This window comes from Asticcacaulis sp. EMRT-3 (assembly GCF_030027245.1).
Taxonomy (GTDB): Bacteria; Pseudomonadota; Alphaproteobacteria; order Caulobacterales; family Caulobacteraceae; genus Asticcacaulis.
Window position 1 is genome coordinate 1,877,852 of record NZ_JASERT010000001.1, and the last position, 26,137, is coordinate 1,903,988.

A 26,137-nucleotide genomic window follows, 5' to 3' on the forward strand; every position below is an offset into this window, starting at 1 on the left:
TCCGCGACGGAGGGGGCGTTAATGACGGTGGCGGCCCCCTCCACCACTTCGTGGTCCCCCTCCCCCGCTTCGCAGGGGAGGAGAAAAGAATTACTCCGCCGGAACCGTGGCTTCGACCGGCTCAAGCCAGCCGAAACGATCTTCCGTCGTGCCGTTGAACAGGCCGTGGAACAGGGTCTGCAACCGCCTGGTGATCTTGCCGGGGCCGCCGGCGCGTGTGGGAATATCGTCAACCGAACGGATCGGCGTGATCTCGGCGGCGGTGCCGCACATGAACACTTCGTCGGCCAGATACAGCATTTCGCGCGGCAGGGCCTGCTCGATGACCTCGATACCATCGGCCTTGGCCAGCTTGATGATCGAGTCGCGCGTAATGCCGCCCAAGATGGATGAGGCGACCGGCGGGGTGTGAATCTTGCCGTTCATGATCAGGAACAGGTTTTCGCCCGCCCCTTCCGACAGGCGGCCATCGGTGCCAAGGCCGATACCCTCGACATAGCCGCGACCGCGCGCCTCCTTGCCGATCAGATAGGACGACAGATAGTTGCCGCCCATCTTGGCCGCATTGGGGATGGTGTTGGGCGCGGCGCGCTGCCACGACGAAACGCAGACATCAACGCCTTTATTCAGGCCCTCTTCACCGAGATAAGCGCCCCAGGCGAAGGCGGCGATGGCGACATCGACCTTGATATTGTCGCCCTTGGGCGTGACGCCCATGCCGTTTTCACCAAGGAAGGCGATGGGCCGCCAATAGGCGCCCTTCAGCTTGTTGGCGACCAGAATGTCCTTGCACGCCTGAACCATCTGGTCGAGCGTATAGGGCACCTTGATGCCATAGATGCGCGCCGAATCTTCTAACCGGCGCAGGTGATCGGTCAGGCGGAAGCCGACCGGGCCATGCGGCGTGTCATAGGCGCGGATGCCCTCGAAAACGGACGTGCCGTAATGCAGGGCGTGGGTCATGATATGGATCTGGGCGTCTTCCCAGGCGACGGTCTGGCCGTTCAGCCAGATGTTTTCAGCGAGTTTTGTCATGAGATGTTTTCAGCAATCTTGAAGCTTGAATCTACAGGAGCCTCTGTACGCCCGTTTAGTGGCGTCAGAAAGACGGATTTTTCAAAGGCGTCGCACAGGGCGCGCAAACCGGCCCATACGGAGTCGGGGCCGCGACCACGGCCCCGATAAACCTCTCCCTTGATGGACAAAGTCATTTCCGCGAACGCGCCGCTGTCGAAATCAAACCCGGCCTGGGTGATTTCGCAGTCGATGACCTCGGCGGCTGTGCCGTAAGCCCTGGTCAGCGCATGAAGGCCCGCATCGAAGGCATTCCTGCCCTCGCCGATCACGGTTTGCAGCGACCGGTCATCGTGCTGGATGTCGAGCGCGATGCTGGCGCCCGTAGCCGTCACCTGGGTGCGCAGGCCCGCGATGCGTGCCATGTCGCCGGTTGCAGACGCCCCACGGCCCAGCAGGGCGCGCAGTTCATGCTCGTCGATCTCACCGATCTCGTCGGCGCGGCGCTTGAAGCTGGCGAAGACCTCGCCCAGCGCCTGATCATCGAGCGCGAAGCCCAGCGCCGTCGCCTGCTTGGCGATGGCGTGGCGGCCCGAATGCTTGCCCAGCACCATGTTCGATTTTTCCAGCCCGACATCTTCGGGCCGCATGATCTCATAGGTGCGCGCATCACTCAGCATACCGTGCTGGTGGATGCCGCTTTCGTGGGCGAAGGCGTTCTTGCCGACCACCGCCTTGTTGCGCGCCATGACCGAGCCGGTGGCGCGCGCCAGCAGACGCGATGTGCGCGTCAGATGGGTGGTGTTGATGCCGGTATGCAGGTCGAACAGGTCAGGGCGCACCTTCAGCGCCATGACCACCTCTTCGAGCGAGCAATTGCCAGCGCGTTCGCCAATGCCATTGATCGTGCATTCGATCTGGCGCGCCCCGCCTTGCAGCGCCGCCAGCGAATTGGCGACGGCGAGGCCGAGATCATTATGGCAGTGGGCCGACAGGATGATGGCCGGATCGGGAATGGCGGTGCGCAAACCGGCAAAGATGTTGCGGATCTCATCGGGCGTGGCGTAGCCGACCGTATCGGGAATATTGAGCGTCGTCGCGCCCGCCTCGACCACGGCCTGACAGATTTCGGTCAGGAAATCAGCCTCGGTGCGGATGGCATCTTCGGGCGAAAACTCAACCTCGTCAAACATGCCCGCCGCGTAAGCGACCGCGCGAACCGCCGTTTCCAGCACCTCGATGCGGCTCTTTTTTAGCTTGGCGGCGCGGTGGATCGGCGAGGTGGCGAGGAAAATATGAGCGCGCGAACGCCGGGCCGGGGCCAAAGCGCGCGCCGCCGCATCGAGATCGCTCTCCAGAGCGCGCGACAAAGAGCAGAAGACGGGCCCCGCCACTTCCGAGGCGATAACGCGGATCGCTTCTTCATCGCCGGGTGAGGCAGCGGCGAAACCGGCCTCTAAAATATCGACGCCCAGCGCGCTCAAGGCGTGGGCCATTCTCAGCTTGTCCCTGACGCCCAGCGAGAAGCCGGGGGCCTGTTCCCCGTCACGCAGCGACGTATCGAAAACCAGAACCCGGTCTCGATCCGTTGGCGGCTTAGGGGTAAAATGCGAATTCATGCGCTTAACTTTTGCTTGGCTCCGGCAGCGCCCTTGCCCCCTTTAAGTCTTTGAGGGGCTTCGTGCAGGCGCCTGATGCCGTAGAGCCGGTCGATCTGAAGACCCAGAATATCCGGGCTGCGGGAAGGGTCGCGCGGACGCACCCTAAGCGTCAGGCCGCGCTTGTCCTCGCCGAGATCGAAGAGTTCCATCTCATCTATGTGGAAACCCCGTCTCTCGACGAGGCCCAGAATTCGCAGGAGGCTGCCTTCCAGGCGATCCAGCTCAATATGAATCAAGTGGTTCATCCCAGCGTTCCTCCATCATTTCCGCGTTCGACGCGCCCGGCGGCACCAGCGGCCAGACATTTTCGCGCGGATCAACCAATACATGCAACAGGGTGGGCCCTTCGGCGGCCAGCAGCCGGTCGATAGCGCCCTCGACTTCGTGGCGGTGGGTGATGCGGAAGGCATCAAGCCCGAACGCCTTGGCGACAACGACGAAATCGGGATTATCCGACAGGTCGATCTCGCTGTAATTTTCCTGATAGAACAGTTCCTGCCACTGGCGCACCAGCCCTAAGCTCGAATTATCGAGCAGGACGATCTTCAGCGGGATCTGGTAACGGTTGAGCGTCGCCATCTCCTGAATGTTCATCATGAACGAGCCATCGCCCGAAATGGTGACGACATGGTGATCGGGCATGGCCAGCTTGGCCCCGACACCGGCGGGCAGGCCGTAGCCCATCGCGCCCGAACCACCTGAGGTCAGGTGCGAACGGTTGTGGGCAAATTCGCAATGCTGCGCCACCCACATCTGATGCTGTCCGACATCGCAGGCGGCGATGAACTTGTCACCGGCCTTTTCCGACAGGGTTTTGAGCAAGCCCGGCGCATAGACGCCCTGACCCGGCGCATTATAGCGGAAGCGGTGCTCCCACTTGTCGGCCTTGCATTTTTCGACCCATTTGCGGATGTCGCCCATAACGGGCTTCAGGCTCTCAATCGTCGTCTTCAGATCACCGACAATGGCGACCTCGGCCTTGCGCAGCTTGTTGATTTCCGCCGGATCGATGTCGGCGTGGATCACCTTGGCGTTGGGCGCGAAGGCATTGAGCTTGCCGGTGGCGCGGTCGTCAAAACGCGCACCGAGCGCGATCAGCAGATCGGTTTCCTGAACGGCGATATTGGCGGCGCGCGTGCCGTGCATCCCCAACATGCCGAGATACAAATCCTCGGTGGTCGGCACCGTGCCGATCCCCTTCAGGGTGGACACCGCCGGAATGCCGGTGCGGGCCAGCAGGTCACGCATGGCCTGCGAGGCATGGGCCATTTCGACGCCACCGCCGATATAGAAGAGCGGCTTCTTGGCGGCTTCGATCAGCGCCGATGCAGCAGCAATGGCGCTTTCGTCAGGCACGGGCGCGCTCCAGGCCGGGAAGCTGGCCGGGTGCGAGGTGATGACATGGGCAGCGGCAACATCCTTCGGAATATCGACCAGAACCGGCCCGGCGCGGCCTTCCTGCGCAATGGCGAAGGCTTCGGCCAGTATGGCCGGAATATCCGCCGGATCGCGCACCAGCCACGAATGTTTGACGATGGGCAGGGTGATGCCGAGAATATCGACTTCCTGAAAACCGTCCGTACCCATCAGGTGCGTGCCGACCTGGCCGGTGATGCAGACCAGCGGCACGGAATCCATATAGGCATTGGCGATGCCGGTGATCAGATTGGTGGCGCCCGGCCCCGATGTGGCCATGCAGACGCCGACCTTGCCGGTGGCGCGCGCATAGGCGTCGGCGGCAAACGCCGCGCCCTGCTCATGGCGGACGAGAATATGTTGCAGGCCGGAACCGGCCAGGGCGTCATAGATGGGCATGATGGCCCCACCCGGATAGCCGAATAGGGTCTCAACCCCCAACGCCTTCAGCGTGGAGATGACCAGTTGCGCTCCGGTGGGTTGATTGCTCATCGTAAAAAACTCAAATCTTTATAAGAATAAGACTCGAAAAATTCCTGAAGGGCCGCCCCGAAGGAATTTTTCTCCTTATGGCTCATAGGGAAAGTACACCGCCCGCAGGGCGGGACTTTCCCTATGAGATAGTTTACGCTTCCTGCTTGTTTTGCAGCCAGCTCATGCGCGAACGCAGATCCGCGCCGACCTTTTCGATCTGGTGGTTCAGGTCGGCATTCATCAGCGAGTTATAACGCGGACGACCGGCCTGATTTTCCAGAATCCATTCGCGGGCGAAGGTGGCGTCCTGAATATCCTTCAGCACGGCGCGCATACGCTCACGGGTCTCGTTGTTGATGATGCGCGGGCCCGACACCAGATCGCCGTACTTACAGGTTTCCGACACGAATTCGTGCATCTTGGCGAAGCCGCCTTCATAGAGCAGATCGACGATCAGCTTCAGTTCGTGCAGGCACTCGAAATAGGCGATTTCCGGGCGGTAACCGGCTTCGACGAGGGTTTCAAAACCCATCATGACCAGCTCGGTGGTGCCGCCGCACAGGACGGCCTGTTCGCCGAACAGATCGGTTTCGGTTTCTTCCTTGAACGAGGTTTCGATCACTCCGCCAATGGTGCCGCCGATGCCACGGGCATAACCCAGAGCCTTCTGCGCCGCCTTGCCCGACACGTCGCGGTCAACCGCGAACAGCGACGGCACGCCACGGCCACGCTGATATTCGCGGCGCACCAGATCGCCGGGGCCCTTGGGGGCCACCAGGATCACGTCCATATCGGCGCGCGGCACGACGCGGCCATACAGAACCGAGAAGCCGTGGGCGAACAGGATGGCGCTGCCCTTGGGGGCGTTGGGCTCGATCACGTCCTTATAGAGATCGGCATGGGTCATGTCGGGCGTCAGGATGGCGATGATGGTCGCATCCTTACAGGCGTCGGCCACCGACAAAACGGTGTGGCCGTCGGCCTTGGCCTTGACTTCACCGGCGCCGCCGGCACGCAGGCCGACCACCACATCCGCGCCCGAATCCTTGAGGTTCGAAGCGTGGGCGCGGCCCTGGCTGCCATAGCCGATAATGGCGATGCGTTCGCCCTTCAGGCTGTCGGGCGAAACGTCGTCATTGGTGTAGATCTTCACAATAGTCTCCGTAATCTTCTGGAAGGTTTTCAGATATCAGCTATGCGCCGCCGTTACCAGACGGGCGTATTTTTGCAGCGCACCAGCGCCGAAAGTGGTCATGCCGGGCTTCTGGGCCTTGATGCCCCGGCGCATGTCGATGTCGGCCAGAACGTCGATGCGACGGGCGGCCAGATCGACATGGATGATGTCGTCGTCATTGACATAGGCGATGGGGCCGCGCGCCGAAGCCGAGGGCGCAACATGGCCGATGACCGCTTCATGCTGGCCATCGCCGATACGGCCATCGGTGATGAGGGTGACGCGCTCGATCTGAGCCTCGTCCAGCGCAGTGTGGATCGCCTGCAAACCGGCGGCACTGAGCGCGGCGCGCGCATCATCGCGGATGACCAATATATCGCACGAACGCACGCGACCCGCCTGAATACCGGCCAGAGCCTCGGCGGCGCCTTCGAAAACGCGCGCCGGGCCATCGAAAACAGGCGCGTCAAAACCTTCGAGACGGGCGGCGCAGCCTTCGGGCGCCAGCGAGCCATGAAGAATGGCGAACCCACCCGAAATCGCACGTACCACATCGCCCGCGCCATGATAGGGGGCTGTGCTTTGGCGGTTCATTGCGGTGAAGGCAGTCATGACGTCATCTCGCTTTGGGTTAAATCTACTCAGGTGAACAGTTATACGAAAAAATCCCGCTCGTTTCAGGGAGCGGGAGGATGTAATCCTCTTGGCGGGTGTTTAAACCTGCGCTACCACTCCGGCATCAAGGGGCGAAGTACGCCCCCAATAAGCAGCGATACGATGTCGAGTACGAGCAGGGTCACGAAGGCGGACGTCGCCAGAGCCATCAGCTCCCGCGCCTTATCCTGCTTCATCGTGATGGCCTTGGCCCGGTTCATGACGTATCTCCGCGCATCCAATGGTGGTTGCGTGAAGACATATATACGCAAATCCGAACGGAATGCAAAGTAATTTTGGGGGAAATCTGGAAAAATTTTCCGCGCGATCAAGCTATTACGGCATTGCAGCAAAATATTTTACCCGAAAACTTGAATTTATTGCAAATTCATTTCTCATTGCGCTGCAAAACAGCCGGAATCACAGCCTTGTGTACAGGAATCGTGAAACATTCTGTCCCCGCCGCAAAATGCGTCCGCCATTGCGATCTTGCCTTAGCAAGGCAGGGGTTTATATAAGAACCAGACATCGCGTCCGCCCGTCCGGTCTTTCCGGCGTTAAAAAGCGGCCAGCGAACATCCCAGCCCTCTTCTCAGGTTTCGAGCCATGCCCGCCTATCGTTCCCGCACCACCACCTTCGGCCGCAACATGGCGGGCGCCCGCGCCCTGTGGCGCGCCACCGGCATGAAGGACGGCGATTTCACCAAGCCGATCATCGCCGTGGTCAATTCCTTCACCCAGTTCGTGCCGGGACATGTCCATCTGAAGGATCTGGGTCAGCTTGTGGCGCGCGAAATCGAACGCGCGGGCGGCGTGGCCAAGGAGTTCAACACGATTGCGGTCGATGACGGCATCGCTATGGGCCACGGCGGTATGCTCTATTCGCTGCCCTCGCGCGACCTGATCGCCGATTCGGTTGAGTATATGGTCAATGCCCACTGCGCCGACGCGATGGTCTGCATCTCCAACTGCGACAAGATCACGCCGGGTATGCTGATGGCCGCCATGCGCATCAATATTCCGGTCATCTTCGTCTCCGGCGGCCCGATGGAAGCGGGCAAGGTGGTGTGGCCCGATAAGGACGGCGTGGCGAAGACCCATTCGCTCGACCTGATCGACGCCATGATGCAGGCCGGCGACGACAGTATTTCCGACGAACAGGTGGCGGCGGTCGAGGAAGCCGCCTGCCCGACCTGCGGTTCGTGTTCGGGCATGTTCACCGCCAATTCGATGAACTGCCTGACCGAAGCGCTCGGCCTGTCCCTGCCCGGCAACGGCACGACTTTGGCCACCCATTCGGATCGTGAGCGCCTGTTCTGCGAAGCGGGCCGCACCATCGTCGATCTGTGCGAGCGCTGGTATGAGCAGGACGACGCCTCGGTGCTGCCGCGTTCTATCGCCACCAAGGAAGCCTTTGAAAACGCGATGGCGCTCGATGTGGCGATGGGCGGCTCCACCAATACGGTGCTGCATATTCTGGCGGCGGCGCAGGAGGCGGGCGTCGATTTCACTATGGGCGACATCGACCGCATTTCGCGCGCCACGCCCTGTTTGTGCAAGGTGGCCCCGTCGCTGGCCAGTGTCCACATCGAAGACGTGCATCGCGCGGGCGGTATCATGGGCATATTGGGCGAGTTGAACCGCGGCGGCCTGATCCACGGCGAACAGCCGACTGTGCATAGCCCCAGCCTGAGCGCCGCCCTGGCGCACTGGGACATCAAATCGTCGAATGATTCCTCCGTAGCCGAGTTTTTCAAGGCGGCCCCCGGCGGGGTGCGCACCACCCAGGCCTTCTCGCAATCGCGGCGCTGGGACGAACTGGATTCCGACCGCCGCAACGGCGTGATCCGTTCGGTGGAGCACGCCTTCACGAAAGATGGCGGGCTGGCCGTTCTGTACGGCAATATCGCTGAAAAGGGCTGCATCGTCAAAACGGCGGGGGTCGATGAATCGATCTGGACATTTACCGGCACGGCGCGCGTCTTTGAATCGCAGGATGAGGCTGCCGCCGCCATTCTCAACAACAAAATCGTGGCGGGCGATGTGGTCGTCATCCGCTATGAAGGCCCCAAGGGCGGGCCGGGTATGCAGGAAATGCTGTACCCGACCACCTATCTGAAATCGAAGGGGCTGGGCAAGGTGTGCGCGCTTCTGACCGATGGCCGTTTTTCGGGCGGCACGGCGGGGCTGTCCATCGGCCATGCCTCGCCGGAAGCGGCGGCAGGCGGCGTCATCGCTCTGGTGCATGACGGCGACAGGATCGAGATCGACATCCCCAACCGCTCGATCCATCTGGCGGTGCCTGACCGCGAACTGGCCGAGCGGCGCGCCGCCGAGGAACATCGCGGCCACGACGCCTTCACGCCAAAATCGCGCGACCGTCAGGTATCGCTGGCACTGAAGGCCTATGCAGCGATGGTCACCTCCGCCGACACCGGCGCGGTGCGCGATCTGGAGCAGTTGAAGCGGTAGCTCAGTCGAAGAACTCCCCCTGATCGCAGGGGGAGTTCTAAGGAGGGGGTTTTGCTTTGAAACAGCCGCAGCGCGCCTTTGCGAAGACACTGCGCAAGGCCATGTCCTTGCCGGAAATGCTGTTGTGGACAAGACTGCGCACCCGTCAGCCGGGCGGGCCGGTTTTCCGGCGGCAATATCCATTTGACCGCTATGTCTTCGATTTTTAGAGCGCATCCCAAAAAGTGGGTCGCACTTTTTGGATCCAGGTGCGTGTAAAACAAAAACTTAGCAAAAGCCAAACTGGTCATCGAGATCGACGGCTATCATCACGGTGTCAATCATCAGGGCGAACGCGACGAAGCGCGCGACCGCTTCCTGAACGAACGTGGTTTTGACGTGATGCGCATTCCCGCCGCCGACGTGCTGGCCGATCCCGATGACATGGCCGATGGCGTCTATCGTTATGCCGCAGAACGCATGGCTTGTCAGGACGGTGGTTTAGGCTAGGGTGAACCGGCTCAAGAAGGGTCTTACATGCCGCGTCATCACTTAAGTTTCGTCCTGCCCATCATGGCGGCAATCTTCGTCCCGGCGGCTCTGGCCCAGACGGCACCGCCCCCCGCCACCGCGCCCGCCCACGTCCAGACCCGGATGACCCTCTATCACGGCACCTGCCCCAGCCTGTCGCGGCCCGACAGCGCGCCCGCCTCCGACTGCCAGCCCGCCCTGCTCGTCAATAGCTATGCCGACGGATTCCTCGGCTATGTTTTCGTGACCGGCAGCCCGCCCGCCAGCCAGTCTGCCGTCTCCTTTTTCGGCGACACAACCGGCATGATGGAGGGTTCGGTGCAGATCGAGGCCGTCACCATCGCCGCGCCCGACAAGAGCCAGACGCTCGATGCGCGCGGCACCTGCACGCGCTCCGGCCCCGATGATGGCGCGCAAACGGTCAATTGCGAAGCCACCACCGATGACGGCATGTACACGGCTACTTTCGTTTCTGATGGCCAGCCGCCCCAGGTTAAAAACCTGACAGCGGCCAGATAATCTACCGCATCACGCCGCCAGAGCGTCCATTTCGCGCCGCACATTTTCTGAGGTTTCAGCCACCTGCGAGAAGGTCTGGTTGATATTGGCCAGGCTGTCGGTGATTTCGCGCACGGCGGTGACCGCCGACTGCATATTATAGGTGATCTCGCTGGTGACGGAATTTTGCTGTTCCATCGCACTGGCCACCGAGGCGACGTTTTCGAGCACATGGGTCATCGAGCCCGAAATCAGGCCGAGCGCCTCCACCACCTCATTCGTCACCGACTGCATGGTGGCGATCTCACCGGCAATGGTCTGGGTGGAACGCGCCGCCTGATTGGCCAGGCTCTTGACCTCGGAAGCGACGACGGCAAACCCCTTGCCGGCCTCACCGGCGCGCGCCGATTCGATGGTGGCGTTGAGCGCCAGCAGATTGATCTGGCCGGCGATGTCGCTGATCAGGGTCACGACATTATTCATGGCTGAGGCCGATTTGTTGAGCGTTTCGGCGGACAGATTGGCGGTTTCGGCGTGCTTGAAGACGCCCTCCACACTGGTGCGCGCGCTCGACATATTGTCGGAAATGGCGCGCACGCTTTGCGATAACTCTTCCGAAGCGGCAGCCACCGAATTGATGATGGCGCCGGTTTCGCTGGAGGCGCCGCTGGCCACGGTCGCCTTTTCCTGCGCCTCAAAAATCTGGCCCACCACCGTGCCGAAATTACGATTGGCGCGTTCGCTGCCCTGACGGCGATGCACCATCTTCGTCACGTCGCTGGCGAACTTGACCACCTTGATCACCTGACCGGCATCATCGAGAATCGGGCTGTAAATGGCCTGAATATAGATTTCGCGTCCGCCCCTGCCGACACGTTTAAACTCGCCCGACTGGAATTCACCGCGCCCCAGCCGCGCCCAGAACTCACGATAGGCCTCAGACGCCACATAATCCGGTTCGCAAAACATGCGGTGGTGACGACCGGCGATCTCACCCAGTTCGTAGCCGACCGCGGCCAGAAAATTGCCGTTCGCCGTCAGGATGTCGCCCGTCGGCGTGAATTCGATCACCGCCTGAGAGCGGTCGATGGCCGCAATCTTGCCCGCCACATCGAGTTCGTTCCGGCGTTGCGCGGTGATGTCGGTGGCGAACTTGATCACCTTGATCACCTTGCCTGCGTCATTGCGGATCGGATTATAGCTGGCCTGCAACCAGATGATGCGCCCGCCCTTGCCCTGACGCTTGAAGGTGTCGGCGCGGAAATGACCGGCGGCCAGATCCTGCCAGAAGGCGCGGTAAGCATCGCTGGCGGCATAGGCGGGGTCGCAAAACAGGCTGTGGTGGCGTCCGGCCAGTTCATCGAGCCTGTAGCCGACGGTCTTGAGGAAGTTGTCATTGGCGGTCAGAATATCACCGCGCGGCGTGAACTCGATGATGGCCTGTGAGGCGTTCAGTGCGGCAATGATGGCTTTGTCGTTATTGTCGGCGGCCTTGAAAAACATACGCATACCCTCCGAGAGACATCCGCTTTTCAAGCGGAACGTGTGTTGTCCCCTTGTCTCCGTCAGAGCAGAATGACCACCTATGCGTTAATAAGCTATTTATCGTAAAATAGTTTTACATCTTTAGGTTGATATTTGTCGCATGGCTGTGCGAGGTGCGCAAAACCTGTCAGTTTTCCGGCTTTGCAAAACGTGGGCGGAAAAACGGGTCTTCGAGAATATTCTCGCCTGCGGTCGGCGATTCCACCGGCTCCGGTGCAACGGTGTCAGCCGCACTTTCCACGCTTTTTTTGCGTGATGGCCTGGCACGGGCGGCTTCGGAAAAGGGGGCGGGCGCATCAGCCTCAGACGCATAAGATTTAGGCGCATCGACTTCAGGCGCATCGACTTCAGGCGCATCGACTTCAGGCGCAAATGGCGTGATCAACGTGTTCGACATGGCAAGTCCGCCCTGCTGCTCCTGCATCTGGCGCAAGGCCCGCAGATCCTCGCCAATGCCCATGACCGACAGGATGAAGCCGCACAGGACGCGCCACACGATCATGCCGATCAGTATGGCCAGCCAGCCCACCACCAGCATGGGCAGGGACAACAGATAAGCCATCGGCGAATTATCGGACAGGGCATTGCCGACCGCCACGCCCAGCACGCCGAACGCCGCAATGATCAGCAGGCTTAAGCCCGCCCAGTAAACGATGTGAATCAGGGCGCGCGTATTGAGCCGGTCGAAGGTCAGCATGTCGAGCCAGATATCCTTTGGACGGCTTGAACCGAACACCTGTCGCATCACACGCTTCATCGCACCTGTTCTCCCGGCAGGCGAAAACCGCCTCATGCCCTAAAGCTAAAGCGGGGATAGGGCCGGATTGTCAAGGGGCAGCGCGATGTTGATACAATGTTGCGACATTTTCCATGTCATGCTAAACATATCGATGCTTCTTCCGGACATGAAGGTCACGATATGCTGACGACATTGAAAAAATGGGGCAACAGCCCTTCTGTGCGGATTCCCGCCGATATTATGCGGCGCGCCAATCTGCATATCGATCAGAAGGTAGAGGTTGAACTGGTTGACGGCGTGATTCACATCCGCTCCGCCGAAATGGAAGACGAGGCCGATCTCGATGCCATGATAGCGCTGCTTACGCCTGATAATCTGCATGGCTTCGTCGGCACAGGCCCTGCGCTTGGACAGGAAGGCGGCGAATGAGCTTCGTCCCCGATCAGGGCGACATTGTATGGCTGGATTTCGATCCGCAGGCCGGCCACGAGCAATCAGGCCGCCGACCGGCGCTTATCCTGAGCCCATCGGCCTATAACAGCCGTACATCACTGATGATTTGCTGCCCGATGACCACAAAAATCAAAGGTAATCCGTGGGAGGTCAGGGTGGCCGCTCATCGTGAGGGCGTGGTGCTGTCCGACCAGATCAAAAGCCTTGACTGGACGGCGCGCAATATCGAGAAAATCGGTGCCGCCACTGCAACCGAACTCAGCCAGGTGCGCAAATTCGCCCGCGCGCTGATCGGGCGGCCTTAGAACGTCCATGCTTTAACCGGGGCAAACAAGAATAAACTTTCGTGGCAAAATCCCTAGACCTGCCCCACCGTCTTCAGCCGCACCTTGGGATGGATTTCGTTCTGGCTCATCACCACGGTCGAGGCGCGGAAGCGTTCGATGATCGAGCGCACAAAGGGCCGGATAGTGGGCGAGGTCAGCAGCACCGCCACCTCGCCGGTCATCGATACGCGCTCAAACGTGTCACGCACGGCGCGGATAAACTCCTGCAAGGCTGAGGGGGCCATCGTCAGTTGCTTGTCATCGCCCTGGCCGACCAGCGACGAGGCGAAGGCGTTTTCCCAATCATGCGACAGGGTAACAATCGGCAGGGAGCCATCGTCCGAGCGGTTCTGCCAGCAGATTTGCCGCGCCAGACGCGCCCGCACATGCTCGACCATCTGGGTGATCGACTTGGTGTGCGCCGCCGCTTCGCCGAGCGCCTCCAGAATGGCGGGCAGGTCGCGCACCGACACGCGCTCTTTCAGCAGGGCCTGCATGACGCGCTGCAAGGTGGCCACCGACACCACGGACGGGATCAGGTCTTCGGCCAGCTTCTTCTCGTCCGAAGGCAGGTCGCGCAAAAGCTTCGACAGTTCGCCATAGGACAGAAGATCGGCCATATTGTCCTTGAGGATTTCGGTCAGGTGGGTGGTGATGACCGTGGCCGGATCGACAATCGTATAGCCCAGGAAGGTGGCTTCTTCGCGCAAGGCGCTGTCGATCCAGGTAGCGGGCAGGCCGAAGGCCGGCTCCTTGGTATGGTCGCCCGGCAGTTCCACCTGACGGCCCGACGGGTCCATCGCCATCAGCGAGCCGATGCGCACCTCGCCCGTGCCCGCCTCCATCTCCTTGATGCGCACGCAATAGCCCTGCGAGGCCAGACGCATATTGTCGAGGATACGCACCGACGGCATGACGAAACCATATTCCTGCGCCAGCGTCCGGCGCAGCGCCTTGATCTGATCGGTCAGCTTGCGGCCATCCAGATCATTGATCAGGCCCAATAGCCCCAGACCCAGCTCGATCTTGATGTCGTCAATCGCCAGCGAGGCCGAGATCGGCTCATCCTCCGGCGGGGCGTTGGCGGCGGCCACCGCGTCGAGTTCGGCCTTGGTCGGAGGGGCGGGCGTGCGGCCCAGCTTCCAGGCCAGCCCACCGGTTGCCAGGGCGATGGCGCCGAAAAAGATGATCGGCATCCCCGGAATGAGCCCGATAATGCCCGAAGCCGCCGACACCATGCCCAGCGCCACCGGATTCTTGGCCAGTTGCAGCACAATCGCCTTGTCGGCCGAACCGTCAACGCCCGCCTTCGACACCAGAAAACCGGCGGCAATCGAGATGATCAGGGCCGGAATCTGGGTGACAAGGCCGTCACCGATGGTCAGCAGGATATAGGTGTGCGCTGCCTCGCCCGGAGCCATGCCGTGCTGCAAGATGCCGATCAGCATCCCGCCGACGATATTGACAATGGTGATGACAATCCCGGCCACGGCATCGCCGCGCACGAATTTCGAGGCACCGTCCATCGCGCCGAAAAAGCCCGATTCCAGCTCGACTTCTTTGCGGCGGCGCTTGGCTTCTTCGGAATCGATCAGGCCGGAGCTGAGATCGGCGTCGATGGCCATCTGCTTGCCCGGCATCGAATCAAGCGTAAAGCGCGCCGCCACTTCGGCGATACGCCCCGAACCCTTGGTGATGACCACGAAATTGACCAGCACGAGGATCGAAAACAGGATCAGGCCGATGATGAAATTGCCCTGGGTCATCAGTTCGCCGAAGGCGTTGATGACCGCCCCCGCCGCATGTTCGCCGTCCTGGCCGTGGGTCAGGATGATACGCATCGAGGTGATGTTGAGCGCCAGCCGGAACAGGGTGGTGACCAGCAAAACGGTCGGAAAGGATGAAAATTCCAGCGGCTTCTTGATAAAGAGGCCGGTCATCAGGATCAGGATCGCCGAGGTGATCGACAAAGACAGCAGGATGTCGAGCACCCACGGCGGCATGGGCAGGATCAGGATCACGATGATCGAGATCACGCCGATGGCCATGATGACCTCGCCGCGCCTCAGCCAGCCGGAAATCTCGGAGAATTTAAAAGCCGGCGCGGCGATAGCTTGTGCCACGAAGGGCCTCCGGGATGTATGACGCTGTACCCGGCAAAATCTACCCGGTAGCTGGTGAATGATTGGTTAATAGGGGTTAACCAAACTGCGCCTCACCGGCCTGAATTATGCCGCGCTGGCTCCCGATTGCGGGGCGGGCACCGGAATGCCGGCCTCGCCATATTCTTTCAGCTTGTTGCGCAGGGTGCGGATCGAGATGCCGAGGATATTGGCGGCGTGGGTGCGGTTGCCGAGGCAATGGCTAAGCGTATCGAGGATCAGCTTTTGCTCGACCTCGGCCACGGTGGAACCGACGAAAGTACGCGCCGCGCTGATCGAGGCCTGAGCGGCGTGATTGACATAGTCCATGCCGATCGGCGCTACCGGATTGAGCGGCTGGCCATCGGGCAGGCGGATCGATTCGGCATCGATCTCGTCGCCGCTCGACAAAAGAACAGCGCGGTGCATGGCGTTTTCCAGTTCGCGGACATTGCCGGGCCACGGATGGGCCTGCAAACGGCGGCGCGCCTCCAGCGACACCGGCTTCAATGCAATGGCATTGGCTTCGGAATATTTCTTGGCGAAATAGTCCGACAGGGCCAGAATATCGGCGGGCCGTTCGCGCAGGGGCGGCAGGGCCAGATTGATGACATTGAGGCGGTACAACAGGTCTTCGCGGAAGGTGCCGTCCTTGACCGCCTGGGCCAGATTGCGGTTGGAGGTGGCCAGGACGCGGATATTGACCGGCACGGGCTTGGCGCCGCCCACGCGGTCGATCACCCTTTCCTGAAGGGCGCGCAGCAGCTTGGCCTGAAGGCGCGCATCCATTTCGGAGATTTCGTCAAGCAGCAGCGTGCCGCCATCGGCCTCCTCGAACTTGCCGATGCGCCGCGCCATCGCGCCGGTAAAGGCGCCCTTTTCGTGGCCGAACAGTTCCGATTCGAGCAGATTATCGGGAATGGCGGCGCAATTGACCGAGATGAACGGCTTTTGCGCGCGCTTTGACTTTTCGTGCAGATAACGCGCCATCACCTCCTTGCCGACACCGCTTTCGCCGGTGATCAGGATCGAGGCGTCCGACGCCGCTACCTGATCGGCCAGCTTCATCACGGCCTGCATCGAGGGATCGACCGTCACCAGCGGACGCGAATCGTCCGATACCGCCGCCAGCACCGCCGCGATCAGCTCCGCATCGGGCGGCAGGGGAATGAATTCCTTGGCCCCGGCTGTAATGGCAAAGGCGGCCTTGCGCGGATCGGGATTGACGCCGAAAGCCACGACGGTGACGAAGATATGCTCGCGCTCATTGGCCTCGATCAGGCCCCTGATGTCGAGTTCGTAATCGACCATCAGAAGGTCAGCGCCCTGACCTTTGCGCAGCGCATCGGTGGCCTGCGCGCCGGTTTCGACATGGGCCACTTTCGCGCCCGCCTCCATCGCCATCTTGACCGCGGAAGAGAGTTGTCCGCTCAGGCGTCCTACAACTAACAGTCTCATGGCCTAGTTTCCTGCATCTTCGGATTTAATGATTTCCGTCATGGTCACGCCCAGGCGGTCATCGACCACCACCACTTCGCCGCGCGCCACCAGGCGGTTATTGACATAGATGTCGATGGCCTCGCCCACCTTGCGGTCAAGCTCCAGCACGCTGCCCTGCCCCAGTTTGAGCAGTTGCGACACCGACATATAGGACTTGCCCAGCACCGCCGAAATATTGACCGGCACATCGAAAACCGGAGCCAGATCGACCGCCGACTTATCGCCGTCATCATCAGGCACATGGCCGGTTTGCGGCGTTTCTTCAAAATCTTCCAGACCGAGATCGGCCATGAGCTGGCCTCCTTATTGATGAGGTGCGCCGTGGGCGCGCGACTGGTGATAGGCTTCGGCTTCGAGCGCTTCAGCAAGAGCGCGCTCCAGCGTGGCAAAGACGGTTTGCGGGTCGTAATCGGCCCGGCCTTCCGGCCAGACCACTTCGAAGGCGCCCTTTGGCAGGGCGGGATTATCGCGGAACTGAATCTGGCCCATGAAGCCGGCCATAGCGGCGGCGTCACTGGCGGCGGCCTTCAGGTCGTGATCGGGATCGCGGGCGAACAGAACCAGCCGCGTGGCGGGCTGAATCTCCTGCCCCAGCGCGGCCAGCGCGGCATCGAGCGGGGCCTGCGGAAAACGATCCAGCGCTTCGGCGGCGATCTTCTGCGCACAGGCCAGGGCCAGTTTGACGGCCAGTTCCTTGTGATTTTGCACGGCCTGAGTGATGTGGCTTAAGCCCGCCTGCGCCGCATCAGCCAGTTGCTGCTGCGCTGCGGCCTGCGCCATCTGGGCGCGCGCCAGCGCCGACGCTTCGCCCTCGGCATAGGCCTGGATACGGATCGCCTCCACCTCTTCGGGCGTATAGGCCTTCTTCTCACGCTTCGGGGCCGACACCACCTTGCCGCCGCCATCGAAGACGGTGCCGAAATCGAAACGTTTATGTTGCACGGCTTCGGTCATTGCGTCGGCACCTCCATTTGAGGTGCGCTAACGCTTCGCTGCTTGAGCGCGGTGCCGAAATCGAAACGTTTATGTTGCACGGCTTCGGTCATGCGACCCCCCTCCTCCCCATTACATGGGGAGGTGTCGAGCAAGCGAAGCGCGTCGAGACGGAGGGGTTAACCGACATCACAAGATACCCCTCCACCGCTTCGCGGTTCCCCTCCCCATAAAATGGGGAGGAGAAGATGGAGGCGATGCTCGTCGAGAGGCCGTTAATAAATAAGCTCATCATCGCCTCCCTGGCCGGCCAGCATGATTTCGCCCTTGGCGGCCAGATCCTTGGCGGCCTGCACCATAGCCATCTGGGCCGCATCGACATCTTTCAGACGCACAGGCCCCATGCTTTCCATATCGTCGCGCATGATCTTGGCGGCGCGTTCCGACATATTGGACATGAACATATCGCGCAAACCATCCGAGGCCCCTTTCAGCGCCAGGGCGAGCTGATCCTTTTCGACGGCGCGTAAAAGCGTCTGGACGCCGCCCGGATCGAGCTTTGACAGATCCTCGAAAACGAACATCAGGGCGCGGATGCGCTCAGCCGATTCGCGGTTGCGTTCTTCCAGCGCCGCCACGAAGCGGCTTTCGGTCTGGCGGTCGAAATTGTTGAAGATTTCGGCCATCAGCTCATGCGAGTCGCGCTTGCTCGTCCGCGCCAGATTGGACATGAATTCAACGCGCAGGGTCTGCTCGATCTTGTCGAGGATTTCGCGCTGCACCGGCTCCATGCGCAACATGCGCTGCACGCATTCGAGCGCAAAATCTTCCGGCAGGGAAGACAAAACGCGCGAGGCGTGGTCGGCCTTGATCTTCGACAGCACGACGGCCACGGTTTGCGGATATTCGTTCTTCAGATAATTGGCCAGCACCGCTTCATTGACGTTGCCCAGCTTGTCCCACATGGTGCGGCCCGCCGGACCGCGGATCTCCTCCATGAGGGCCTCGACCTTTTCGCTCGGCAGGAAGGAGCCGAGCAGGCGCTGGGTCTGCTCGAACGAGCCCATGATCGTTCCCGAAGACGACATGCCCGACACAAATTCGACCAGCAATTCCTCGGTGACCGTCGAAGACACCGTGCCCAGGCTCGACATGGCCTGGGAAATTTCCTTGATTTCCTCTTCGTCGAGCGCCTGCCACAGGGCGACATGATCCTCGCCAAGCGCCAGCAGAACCACCGCCGCTTTTTCGACGCCGGAAAGCTTTTTTGCATCATCTATGACATTGCTGCGCGCCATGCTTATGCCCTAAGTGTCATGGAGCCAGGATCGCAGGATCGACACCGACTCATCGGGGTGGCGCTCGACGAATTCCGACACCTTCTTGACCGAGGAAACGCGCACCTGGCCTTCGATGCGCGCAATATCGATGCGCTCGTCGCCCGCCGGGGCCGGCACCATCTGGTTGGCGGCGCCGATGGCCGGATAACCGGCCTGCCCGCCTTCAAGCGCCCCCGCACCCGCCATCTGCACGCCGCCCGGCCCCGCCAGTTGCGCACCACCATTGGCGGCGACCAGATAGCCGGGCTGGGTGCCGATGAACTTGATCAGCGGACGCGCCACCAGGAAGACCGTCAGAAGCGCCACGATCAGCAGAACCACCATTTCAGCGGCGCGCATGATGTCATTCTTGGTGAAGTCGAGCAGCGACTTCTTGACCAGTGTGCCTTCGCCATCATCCACATCATGGTTGAAGCTGATATTGACCACCTTGACCGGATCGGGATCACCCGGTTGCTCATAGGCAGCGACGGCGGCGGCCACCAGATCGTGAATCTTCTGGATGTCGGCATCGGAGCGCTTCTGATAGGTGGGCGGCGACTTGCCGTCCTTTGACGGCACGGCCACATCATCGACCGCCACCGAGATGGCCAGCTTCTTAATCTGACCGGGGCCGGTCACCTTGGTTGTCTTGGTGGTCGAAATCTCATAATTGGTGATTTCCGAATCCTGCTTCGAATTATTGCCGGACGTGGTGGCGATATTGGGGGCCTGTTGCGTGCCGGGAATATTGGCCGAGGCCGTGGTGGCGCCGCCGGCATTGGGATCGCTCGATGATTCGCTGTTGGAATTGGTCGAGGTGGAGCGCACCACCTGACCATCGGGATTATATTCGACCTGTTCCTGGGTGGTGGATGACTGATCGACATCGGCTGACACCATGACACGCGCCGCGCCACGGCCCACTACGCCCTCGACAATATCCAGCACCCGCTTGCGCATGGCGTCTTCCACCGCGTTCTTTTCGGCCATACCGGCGCTGTCGAGCGCATCATCGCCCTCGCCGCCCGCCGCCAGCAAATGGTTACGGTCATCGACCAGGGTGACGTTTTCCGGCTTGAGATTGGGTACGGCCCCCGCCACCAGATTACGGATGGCGCGCACCGATTCAGCGCTTAAATCGCCACCAGACAATGCCACAACCACCGAGGCCGTCGGCTGGGCCTGCGTTTCACTGAACAGATCACGCCTCGGCATAACCAGATGGACGCGCGTCGAGGAAATGCCCTGCAAGGTGTCGATGGTGCGCGCCAGCTCACCTTCGAGGGCGCGCTGATTATCGAGATTCTGCACGAATTCGGTCTGACCGAGCGTCGGGGCCTTGTCGAAGATCTCATAACCGACGCTGGCCGCTGTCGGCAGGCCCTTTGAGGCCAGCATCATGCGCGCCTTGGCCACCTCATCGCGGTTCACCATGATGGTCGAGCCATCACCCTTGGCTTCGTATTTGATGCCCGCCTGATCGAGCGTCTGGGTGATTTGCGAAGCCTCTTTCAGATCGAGGTTCGAATAGAGCAGGGATTGCGGCTGAGCGCTGACGTGCAGGATCACCATGGCGAGAACCGCCGCAACGCCGCCCGCCGCGCCCAGAATAGCCGTCAGCCGCCCGATACCGAAGCGTTGCAGACCGTTAAAAAAGGACTCCACTGATCCCTGCCCCATCACCTAAGCGGGCGACCCAAGGCCGCCCGTACCAGGCAATAATTTCCCAGTGCGGCGTTAATTAGGTCTTAACGGCTGCGTTAAGATTTATGAATTAAATCAAATAACAGTGTTTATTTTTTATTTCGGCCATCCCGCAACGCAAAAGCAAACGGCCACGACCGTTACCGGACGTGGCCGCAAAACGCGATGCGTTGCGTTTCCCTTTCGGGAACAGACTAGGTGGTCTGCATTCTGATGGAATCGGTCAAAAGAATGCAATCCGCTCTACATTTTACGTTTTTCCGCATCTCGCATTCAATTTGTAAGTCAAATTAAACGCTCGTTGCTCTAGGTGGTCTGCATTCTGATTGAATCGGTCAAAGGAATGCAACCCACTCTACATTTTCCGTTTTTCCGCATCTCGCATTCAATTTGTAAGTCAAATTAAACGCTCGTTGCTCTAGCGATAGGACTGGATGCGGGTGGTGCGCAAACCGGCCATACCGTGGCTTTCAATCGCCTTTTGCCAGCCGAGAAATTCCTCGGACGTAATATTGTAGCGTTCGCACGCCTCATCGAAGGTCAGAAGACCGCCGCGCACGGCAGCCACCACCTCCGCCTTGCGGCGGATGACCCAACGCTCCGTGCCGACAGGCGGGAGATCATTCAGAGTCAGTTTTGCCCCGGTAGGACCAATCACGTATTTTTCGCCTTTATTGTCGCGGCGCTGTTCTTGAAGCATGGCATTTTGCCTTGTTTGACCATCACATGCTGATCAATCTACACGATCTGTCATAACATCCGCTTAATCGCCATAGTAAACATATGACTAACGAAAGTTAGCGCCACCCGTTAAGGCTTTGTTCAGCATATAAAATGCCAATGCTTCAATATTAACGCACGATTAACATTCTTATTTTGAAAGTATGCTTTGTGTAATAGTAAAATAATCGCACATTTTACGACTACACTAATTTAATATTATTGCTTGAGGCTCAAAAGTTCCTGAAGCATCTGATCGGCGGTGGTGACGATCTTCGACGCCGCCGAATAGGCGCGCTGCGTCGTGATCAGGCCGGTAAATTCCTGGGCCAGATCGACCGTCGAGGCTTCGAGCGTATTGGGATCGATTGAACCCGCGCCGTTCGAGCCCGGCGTCTTGAGCAGGAAGGCGCCGGAATCGGTCGAAACCTGATAGGCATTGCCCGTCACCGGGGTCAGGCCGTTGGAATTGAGGAAGGTGGCCAGGGCCACCTGAGCCAGTGTGCGCGTGTCGCCATTTTGATAGACGGCGGTCACCACGCCGTCCGTGCCGATATTGACCTTGGCCAGATTGGCGAATTCTGTGCCGTTAGCCTTGACCGAGGTCGTGGTGGAATCGCTGTTGACCTGGGTAATCGTACTTTTACCGCCCGTGCCGAGGCCGAAGGTCAGGGGGGTGCCGGCAACAGTACCTGCGGCACCTGTCGAAGCGGCCCAGGCGGGTGCCGCCGTCGTGCCGGTCGTGCCCGCCGCCGCGACCGCTATGCCGGTACTCAGAATGCCCGTAGTGCTGGTCAGATTGCCGCTGCCGTCAAAGGTCAGCGTGCCGGTGCCGAGCTGGTGCAGATCGGCGGTGGCGGCGGGTGACGAGGGCACGATAGCCGTATTGCCGCTTGTTATGTCGGGCGATGAGACTTCATAGCTCCAGGTCGAGGGACCGGTTTTCAGCAACGAGATGGTGACCGTATGCGCCTGCCCGAGCGAATCGGAAATTGTGGTCGAAATCGTTGAATCGGGTTTGGTGCCGGTATTCGTAGTGGCATCGTAGGTCGACATGGCCGTCAGAGGGTCGGAGGCCGAATAACCTACCGGTGATACCGCCGGTGGGCCATTGGAGCCCGCCGCATAGGTGGTGCTGGCCGCCGTCGATACAGGCGTCATGGAGTTGAGATTGGCAGCAAAGGTGATGGCGGTCGATGCGGCGGGCTTGTTGGCCAGATCGCTGACATTGATCGGCGACAGTTTGGACTGGTCAGTAGCGCTGGTGTCGATATTGCCACTGGTATCGGCGGGCCAGCCTTCGAGATAATAGCCGCCGGCATTGACCAGATTACCCTGGGTATCTGGCGTGAACGAACCGTCGCGCGTGAATAGAAGTGATGAACCCGACGTCACGGGAGCCGAGGAATCTGAGACGACAAAAAAGCCCTGACCGTTGACACCCATGCTGTAGCCGCCGGTATCATTGTTCAGTTCGCCCTGGTTGGTCGTGGTCTGACGGTTGACCGCCACCACCCCGCCCGACGAGAAGGACGATTTTTCAGCCCCGCCCGAAACGAGGTCGGTGAAGCTGGTCAGGATACGCTTGTAACCGGTGGTGTTGGAATTAGCGATATTGTTGGAGATCGTCCCCAGGGCCGTCGAATTGGCGGCCAGGGCGGTGATGCCGGACTGCATGGCGCTGTTAATGCTCATGATAGGACTCCTGATGGAAACAAGAAGATGAAGGGCCGGGTTTTTAGGAAACCCCGGAAATATTGGTGAGCGGGATGGAAGTATTGCCGACCTGGAGCTGAACCACGCCGTTGACATTCTGGGCCGAGGTAACGACGCCCGTAATGCCGACCGCCGAAGACACATCGCCCGCCACATTCTTGGCGGCCACACTCAGCGTATAGTCACCGGCGGGCAGGGCCTTGCCGGAGGAATCCGTGCCGTTCCAGGTGAAGGTGTGCGCACCGGCGGTCAGATCGGGCGCATCGCCTTTCCAGACCACCGTGCCGGTGCTGTCAGCGATGGTCATGGTGGCGGAATCGGCGGTGCCGCCCAGGGCGTATTGCCAGGAGGCCTGACCATTGGCGAGGGTGGAGGTGCTCTGATCGGCGCTGACTGTCTTGCCGATATAGCCGACGGCGGCATTCATCGAGCCTTGCGTGCCCGCATTGACCAGCGATTCGAGATACTGGTTAGCCTTGAGCTGCTGCTCGACGCCGGAATACTGGACAAGCTGATTGGTCCACTGCGTGGTATCCATCGGCGACAAAGGATCCTGATTCTTGATCTGCGCCGTCAGCAGGTTGAGAAAGGTGGTGTAGTTGCCGGTCAGGTCGGCGGCGCCATTACTGTTCGACGTCGATGATGAACTGGTGCTGGAGGAATTTGTGGTGGAGGAAGTGGAAGTGGACGGCATTAAACCAGAGGTGGCATCGACCATGATAAGGCTCCTAGACGATGAGATTCAGCGCGAGGCGCGAAGAGGTGGGACGGTTGCGTAAGGCATTAAGCGCCGCATCAAGCCCGCCCTCGATGCCGATGTCGGCACCGGAGGCGTCAAGGCGGCTGGCGTTTTGAAGCTGGCGGGCGGCCTGTTGCGGATGACCGCCGCCCTGGCCCTGCGGGTAGGCGTTTTGTCCGAAGCCATTGTTCAGATTGCCGCTCTGAGGCGCGCCACTCTGGGATGCGCCGCTTTGGGACGCGCCAGAGGGAGAGGACTGTGGGCCCGACGCAGCCGCCGCATCGGCATGGGCGGCATGGGCACTGTTTTGCGCCACGGCCTGAGATACGTTCTGAGCCGTATTCATGGCGCGCGCATCGGCATCGCCCCCCGGTTTGGTGGCGGCAAAGGTCAGGGCGTCGTCGGCGATGGTCAGGCCGGTCTGGCGCAACTGGTCGCGCAGTTCGCCCATATGGTCGGCCAGACTGGCCGCTGTCTGCGGATTATCGAAGGTCAGGTGCGCCGTCGCCGTGCCGTCGCGCCCGATGGTCAGAGCCACATCGACCCGGCCAAGATCGCCCGGCGTCAGCTCAACGCGGAACTGGCTCGAACCGGCTGAGGCGCGACGCTGGATTTGCAGGCCGAGATCGCTGAGGGTCTGTACGGCGGCCTGCGACATGGCCGAGGACGGAACATTATTCTGGGCCGGAGTCTGGGCGGGAGTCTGGGCCGGAGTCTGGAGTTGGTTCTGAACCGGATTTGACGTCGTGGCTTGTCCCGCAGGCGCAGAGGGCGCCTGAATCGATGAGCTACTGCCCGGTTGAGCGGTATCGGCTGAGGCCGATAAGGGCTGGAGCGAAAAACCGGAACGGTTTGCCGCTGGTGCAGCGGAGGCCGAGGCCTGAACCCCATCCGCCTTTTTCGCGTTGCGCACCGCTTCGGCCGCTTTTCCGGTAAGGCTGGACGCCGGACGGGCCGAAACAGGCGCATTAACAGCCTGAGCCTGAGCCTGAGCCTGAGCCTGAGCCTGGGTCTGGGTCTGAGCCTGAATCTGGGCCTGAACCTGGCCGGTCGAGGGTGCCACAGAGGCCTGCGCCGAACCGGGAGGCGCTGACTTTTGTGTCTGATCCGACCCTGACGCCACAGGCGCGACGAATGATGCGCCGGATGAAGCTCCCGACGCAATGGCACTATTGCGGGCACTATTGGCAGCCTCATGGCCCGCCGCCCCATGCCCCGCCTCACCTGACGGCTGAACCGGTGCAAATGACGGCGACGCGGCAGGCCTGGCTGCCGGAGACGGACTGGCGGAATCGGGCGAAACCGCATCTCTGCCGGACGATTTTCCGGGGGACGGATTTTCCGGGGGCTGGTTTCCCGGGGGCTGGTTTCCCGGGGGGTGGCTTTCCGCGGGCTGTGCTGCGGCTGGCTTCTGGGTTTGCGGCTCCGGCGCTGAAACCACCGGAGCCATCATGGCCGTCAGTATGGCCGGAATCGGGCTGGTGGCAGCGTTCACGCCGGTATCCGCAGCCGGTTTATCATCTGAAGCCTTGTCGTCAGCCGCCTTGTCAGCATGGCTTTTGCGCGCAGGCACCGCTGTGGCGGCCACAGGTGTGGCGGTCTGGGTTACCGGCATCTCGGCAGGCGCCACCTCAGGCAATGGCAAGGCCTGAGCCGTTGCTACGGGAGATTTGAGCGGTGTCGGCTGTGGCGGAGCGGGCAGAGGCGATGCGGCCTGCCCTTGGTTGTCCGCCTTTGCCACCACATGGCCCATCAGCGATGGATCGATGGTCGCGGCTCCTGCCTGTATGGGCACAGCCGATACGGGATCAGCCGATACGGGCACTGCCTGTACGGGATCAGCCGGTACGGGCACCGACGGTATGGACGCCAGAGATGCGGACGGAAGGGATGCGGACGGAAGGGCGGATGGCGCAGACACGACCGGATCGGTGACCGGTGTTTGCGTGGCTAACGCATCAGGCGCACCGGTTACAGGCGCGCTCGGCGCGGTCGCCATCGGGGCCTGTAACGGCACGGCAGTCTGACCCGCCAGAGGTGCGGCAGCGGTTGGGTCGGTGTCTTTTGAGGCATCGGCCGTCTTTGCGGACGGGCCCGCGCCCAGCCGGGCCAGCAAGGCCGCGAACGGCGAAGCAGCGGTGGCCGCAGATGTCCCCCCGGATGTCGCCGGCACATCGCTGTCGCCAGTCGCGGCCGATGGGGCGGCGACAGCGGACATGATCAGCGAGGTCAGGTTGAAGGACATAAAAATGCGTTCAGGGCTTGGTCAGGCACCCGGCCTTGTCGCGGCAGGCGGTCTGTCGGGCGTCAACGCATTTTGCGCATCCGGTTCAGGTCTTGAATGCAAACGGCGGGCCACGCGCTAACCCTATATTTTTACTATGATTTTTCTATTATCCGCCTCTGACCTCCGATCTATTTCGCCT

At 60.9% G+C, this 26,137-nt stretch carries 25 protein-coding genes; 6 read left to right on the forward strand and 19 right to left on the reverse strand.

Translation table 11 applies throughout. The features are described from left to right. Positions 1-90: 90 nt before the first annotated feature. From QB905_RS09025 to QB905_RS09055, 7 genes are all read right to left on the reverse strand, one after another. The gene (locus tag QB905_RS09025) at positions 91-1,035 is read right to left on the reverse strand and encodes a branched-chain amino acid transaminase (protein WP_282974543.1); all 945 of its coding nucleotides are present in this window, start codon (positions 1,033-1,035) and stop codon (positions 91-93) included. Then, a complete protein-coding gene (locus tag QB905_RS09030; RefSeq protein WP_282974544.1) occupies positions 1,032-2,633 on the reverse strand; it encodes a 2-isopropylmalate synthase in 1,602 nt (533 codons plus the stop codon). The genes QB905_RS09025 and QB905_RS09030 overlap by 4 nt, the downstream gene beginning before the upstream one ends. Next, positions 2,630-2,920, reverse strand: coding sequence for an ACT domain-containing protein (locus QB905_RS09035; protein WP_282974546.1), 291 nt, complete (start codon positions 2,918-2,920; stop codon positions 2,630-2,632). Before QB905_RS09035 ends, QB905_RS09030 begins: the two co-directional genes overlap by 4 nt. After that, positions 2,898-4,583 (reverse strand): acetolactate synthase 2 catalytic subunit, encoded by a 1,686-nt coding sequence (gene ilvG / locus QB905_RS09040; protein WP_282974547.1) that lies wholly within the window; start codon positions 4,581-4,583, stop codon positions 2,898-2,900. Before ilvG ends, QB905_RS09035 begins: the two co-directional genes overlap by 23 nt. A 133-nt stretch (positions 4,584-4,716) precedes the next feature. Then, positions 4,717-5,718 carry a ketol-acid reductoisomerase gene (gene ilvC / locus QB905_RS09045; RefSeq protein WP_282974549.1) on the reverse strand — a complete coding sequence of 334 codons (1,002 nt, stop codon included), beginning with the start codon at positions 5,716-5,718 and terminating at the stop codon, positions 4,717-4,719. Positions 5,719-5,754: 36 nt separating this feature from the next. Next, entirely contained in the window at positions 5,755-6,351 is a 597-nt protein-coding gene (locus QB905_RS09050) for an IlvD/Edd family dehydratase (protein WP_282974550.1), read from the reverse strand. Between the two features lie 113 nt (positions 6,352-6,464). Beyond that, entirely contained in the window at positions 6,465-6,614 is a 150-nt protein-coding gene (locus QB905_RS09055; RefSeq protein ID WP_282974551.1) for a hypothetical protein, read from the reverse strand. A gap of 385 nt (positions 6,615-6,999) precedes the next feature. Between QB905_RS09055 and ilvD the strand changes: the two genes are divergently transcribed. The 4 genes from ilvD to QB905_RS09075 all read left to right on the forward strand — a co-directional run bounded on the left by ilvD (position 7,000) and on the right by QB905_RS09075 (position 9,894). After that, positions 7,000-8,865, forward strand: coding sequence for a dihydroxy-acid dehydratase (gene ilvD, locus QB905_RS09060; RefSeq protein ID WP_282974554.1), 1,866 nt, complete (start codon positions 7,000-7,002; stop codon positions 8,863-8,865). Positions 8,866-8,921: 56 nt separating this feature from the next. Then, positions 8,922-9,074, forward strand: a complete 153-nt coding sequence (locus QB905_RS09065; protein WP_282974555.1) for a DUF559 domain-containing protein — start codon at positions 8,922-8,924, stop codon at positions 9,072-9,074. A gap of 73 nt (positions 9,075-9,147) precedes the next feature. Continuing rightward, on the forward strand, positions 9,148-9,354 hold the full coding sequence (locus QB905_RS09070) for an endonuclease domain-containing protein (protein ID WP_282975607.1): 207 nt from the start codon (positions 9,148-9,150) through the stop codon (positions 9,352-9,354). A 27-nt stretch (positions 9,355-9,381) separates the two neighbouring features. Then, positions 9,382-9,894, forward strand: coding sequence for a hypothetical protein (locus QB905_RS09075; protein WP_282974557.1), 513 nt, complete (start codon positions 9,382-9,384; stop codon positions 9,892-9,894). Between the two features lie 9 nt (positions 9,895-9,903). On the opposite strand, the gene QB905_RS09080 is transcribed toward QB905_RS09075, so the two are convergent. Beyond that, positions 9,904-11,382: a methyl-accepting chemotaxis protein gene (locus QB905_RS09080; RefSeq protein ID WP_282974558.1), complete on the reverse strand. Its 1,479-nt coding sequence runs from the start codon at positions 11,380-11,382 to the stop codon at positions 9,904-9,906. A gap of 163 nt (positions 11,383-11,545) precedes the next feature. After that, entirely contained in the window at positions 11,546-12,175 is a 630-nt protein-coding gene (locus QB905_RS09085; RefSeq protein ID WP_282974560.1) for a DUF4282 domain-containing protein, read from the reverse strand. Between the two features lie 162 nt (positions 12,176-12,337). Between QB905_RS09085 and QB905_RS09090 the strand changes: the two genes are divergently transcribed. Both QB905_RS09090 and mazF read left to right on the forward strand, forming a co-directional pair. Then, positions 12,338-12,586: an AbrB/MazE/SpoVT family DNA-binding domain-containing protein gene (locus tag QB905_RS09090; protein ID WP_282974562.1), complete on the forward strand. Its 249-nt coding sequence runs from the start codon at positions 12,338-12,340 to the stop codon at positions 12,584-12,586. Beyond that, the gene (gene mazF / locus QB905_RS09095) at positions 12,583-12,915 is read left to right on the forward strand and encodes an endoribonuclease MazF (protein WP_282974564.1); all 333 of its coding nucleotides are present in this window, start codon (positions 12,583-12,585) and stop codon (positions 12,913-12,915) included. Before QB905_RS09090 ends, mazF begins: the two co-directional genes overlap by 4 nt. 53 nt (positions 12,916-12,968) lie before the next feature. Here mazF and flhA read toward each other — a convergent pair whose 3' ends face one another. From flhA to QB905_RS09145, 10 genes are all read right to left on the reverse strand, one after another. Next, on the reverse strand, positions 12,969-15,059 hold the full coding sequence (gene flhA / locus QB905_RS09100) for a flagellar biosynthesis protein FlhA (RefSeq protein ID WP_282974566.1): 2,091 nt from the start codon (positions 15,057-15,059) through the stop codon (positions 12,969-12,971). 105 nt (positions 15,060-15,164) lie between these two features. Next, positions 15,165-16,535 carry a sigma-54-dependent transcriptional regulator FlbD gene (flbD, locus tag QB905_RS09105; protein ID WP_282974567.1) on the reverse strand — a complete coding sequence of 457 codons (1,371 nt, stop codon included), beginning with the start codon at positions 16,533-16,535 and terminating at the stop codon, positions 15,165-15,167. 3 nt (positions 16,536-16,538) lie between these two features. Beyond that, complete coding sequence (fliN, locus tag QB905_RS09110) at positions 16,539-16,868, reverse strand: flagellar motor switch protein FliN (RefSeq protein ID WP_282974568.1); 330 nt, start codon at positions 16,866-16,868, stop codon at positions 16,539-16,541. A 12-nt stretch (positions 16,869-16,880) separates the two neighbouring features. Then, a complete protein-coding gene (locus QB905_RS09115; protein ID WP_282974570.1) occupies positions 16,881-17,531 on the reverse strand; it encodes a FliH/SctL family protein in 651 nt (216 codons plus the stop codon). 254 nt (positions 17,532-17,785) lie between these two features. Continuing rightward, complete coding sequence (gene fliG / locus QB905_RS09120) at positions 17,786-18,808, reverse strand: flagellar motor switch protein FliG (RefSeq protein WP_282974571.1); 1,023 nt, start codon at positions 18,806-18,808, stop codon at positions 17,786-17,788. Between the two features lie 9 nt (positions 18,809-18,817). Then, a complete protein-coding gene (gene fliF / locus QB905_RS09125; protein ID WP_349252564.1) occupies positions 18,818-20,497 on the reverse strand; it encodes a flagellar basal-body MS-ring/collar protein FliF in 1,680 nt (559 codons plus the stop codon). A gap of 457 nt (positions 20,498-20,954) precedes the next feature. Continuing rightward, positions 20,955-21,236 carry a CtrA inhibitor SciP gene (gene sciP, locus QB905_RS09130; protein ID WP_282974574.1) on the reverse strand — a complete coding sequence of 94 codons (282 nt, stop codon included), beginning with the start codon at positions 21,234-21,236 and terminating at the stop codon, positions 20,955-20,957. 239 nt (positions 21,237-21,475) lie between these two features. Beyond that, complete coding sequence (locus QB905_RS09135; RefSeq protein WP_282974576.1) at positions 21,476-22,951, reverse strand: flagellar hook protein FlgE; 1,476 nt, start codon at positions 22,949-22,951, stop codon at positions 21,476-21,478. Positions 22,952-22,994: 43 nt separating this feature from the next. Next, the gene (locus tag QB905_RS09140) at positions 22,995-23,690 is read right to left on the reverse strand and encodes a flagellar hook assembly protein FlgD (protein WP_282974578.1); all 696 of its coding nucleotides are present in this window, start codon (positions 23,688-23,690) and stop codon (positions 22,995-22,997) included. 10 nt (positions 23,691-23,700) lie between these two features. Beyond that, on the reverse strand, positions 23,701-25,956 hold the full coding sequence (locus tag QB905_RS09145; RefSeq protein ID WP_282974580.1) for a flagellar hook-length control protein FliK: 2,256 nt from the start codon (positions 25,954-25,956) through the stop codon (positions 23,701-23,703). Positions 25,957-26,137 lie beyond the last annotated feature (181 nt).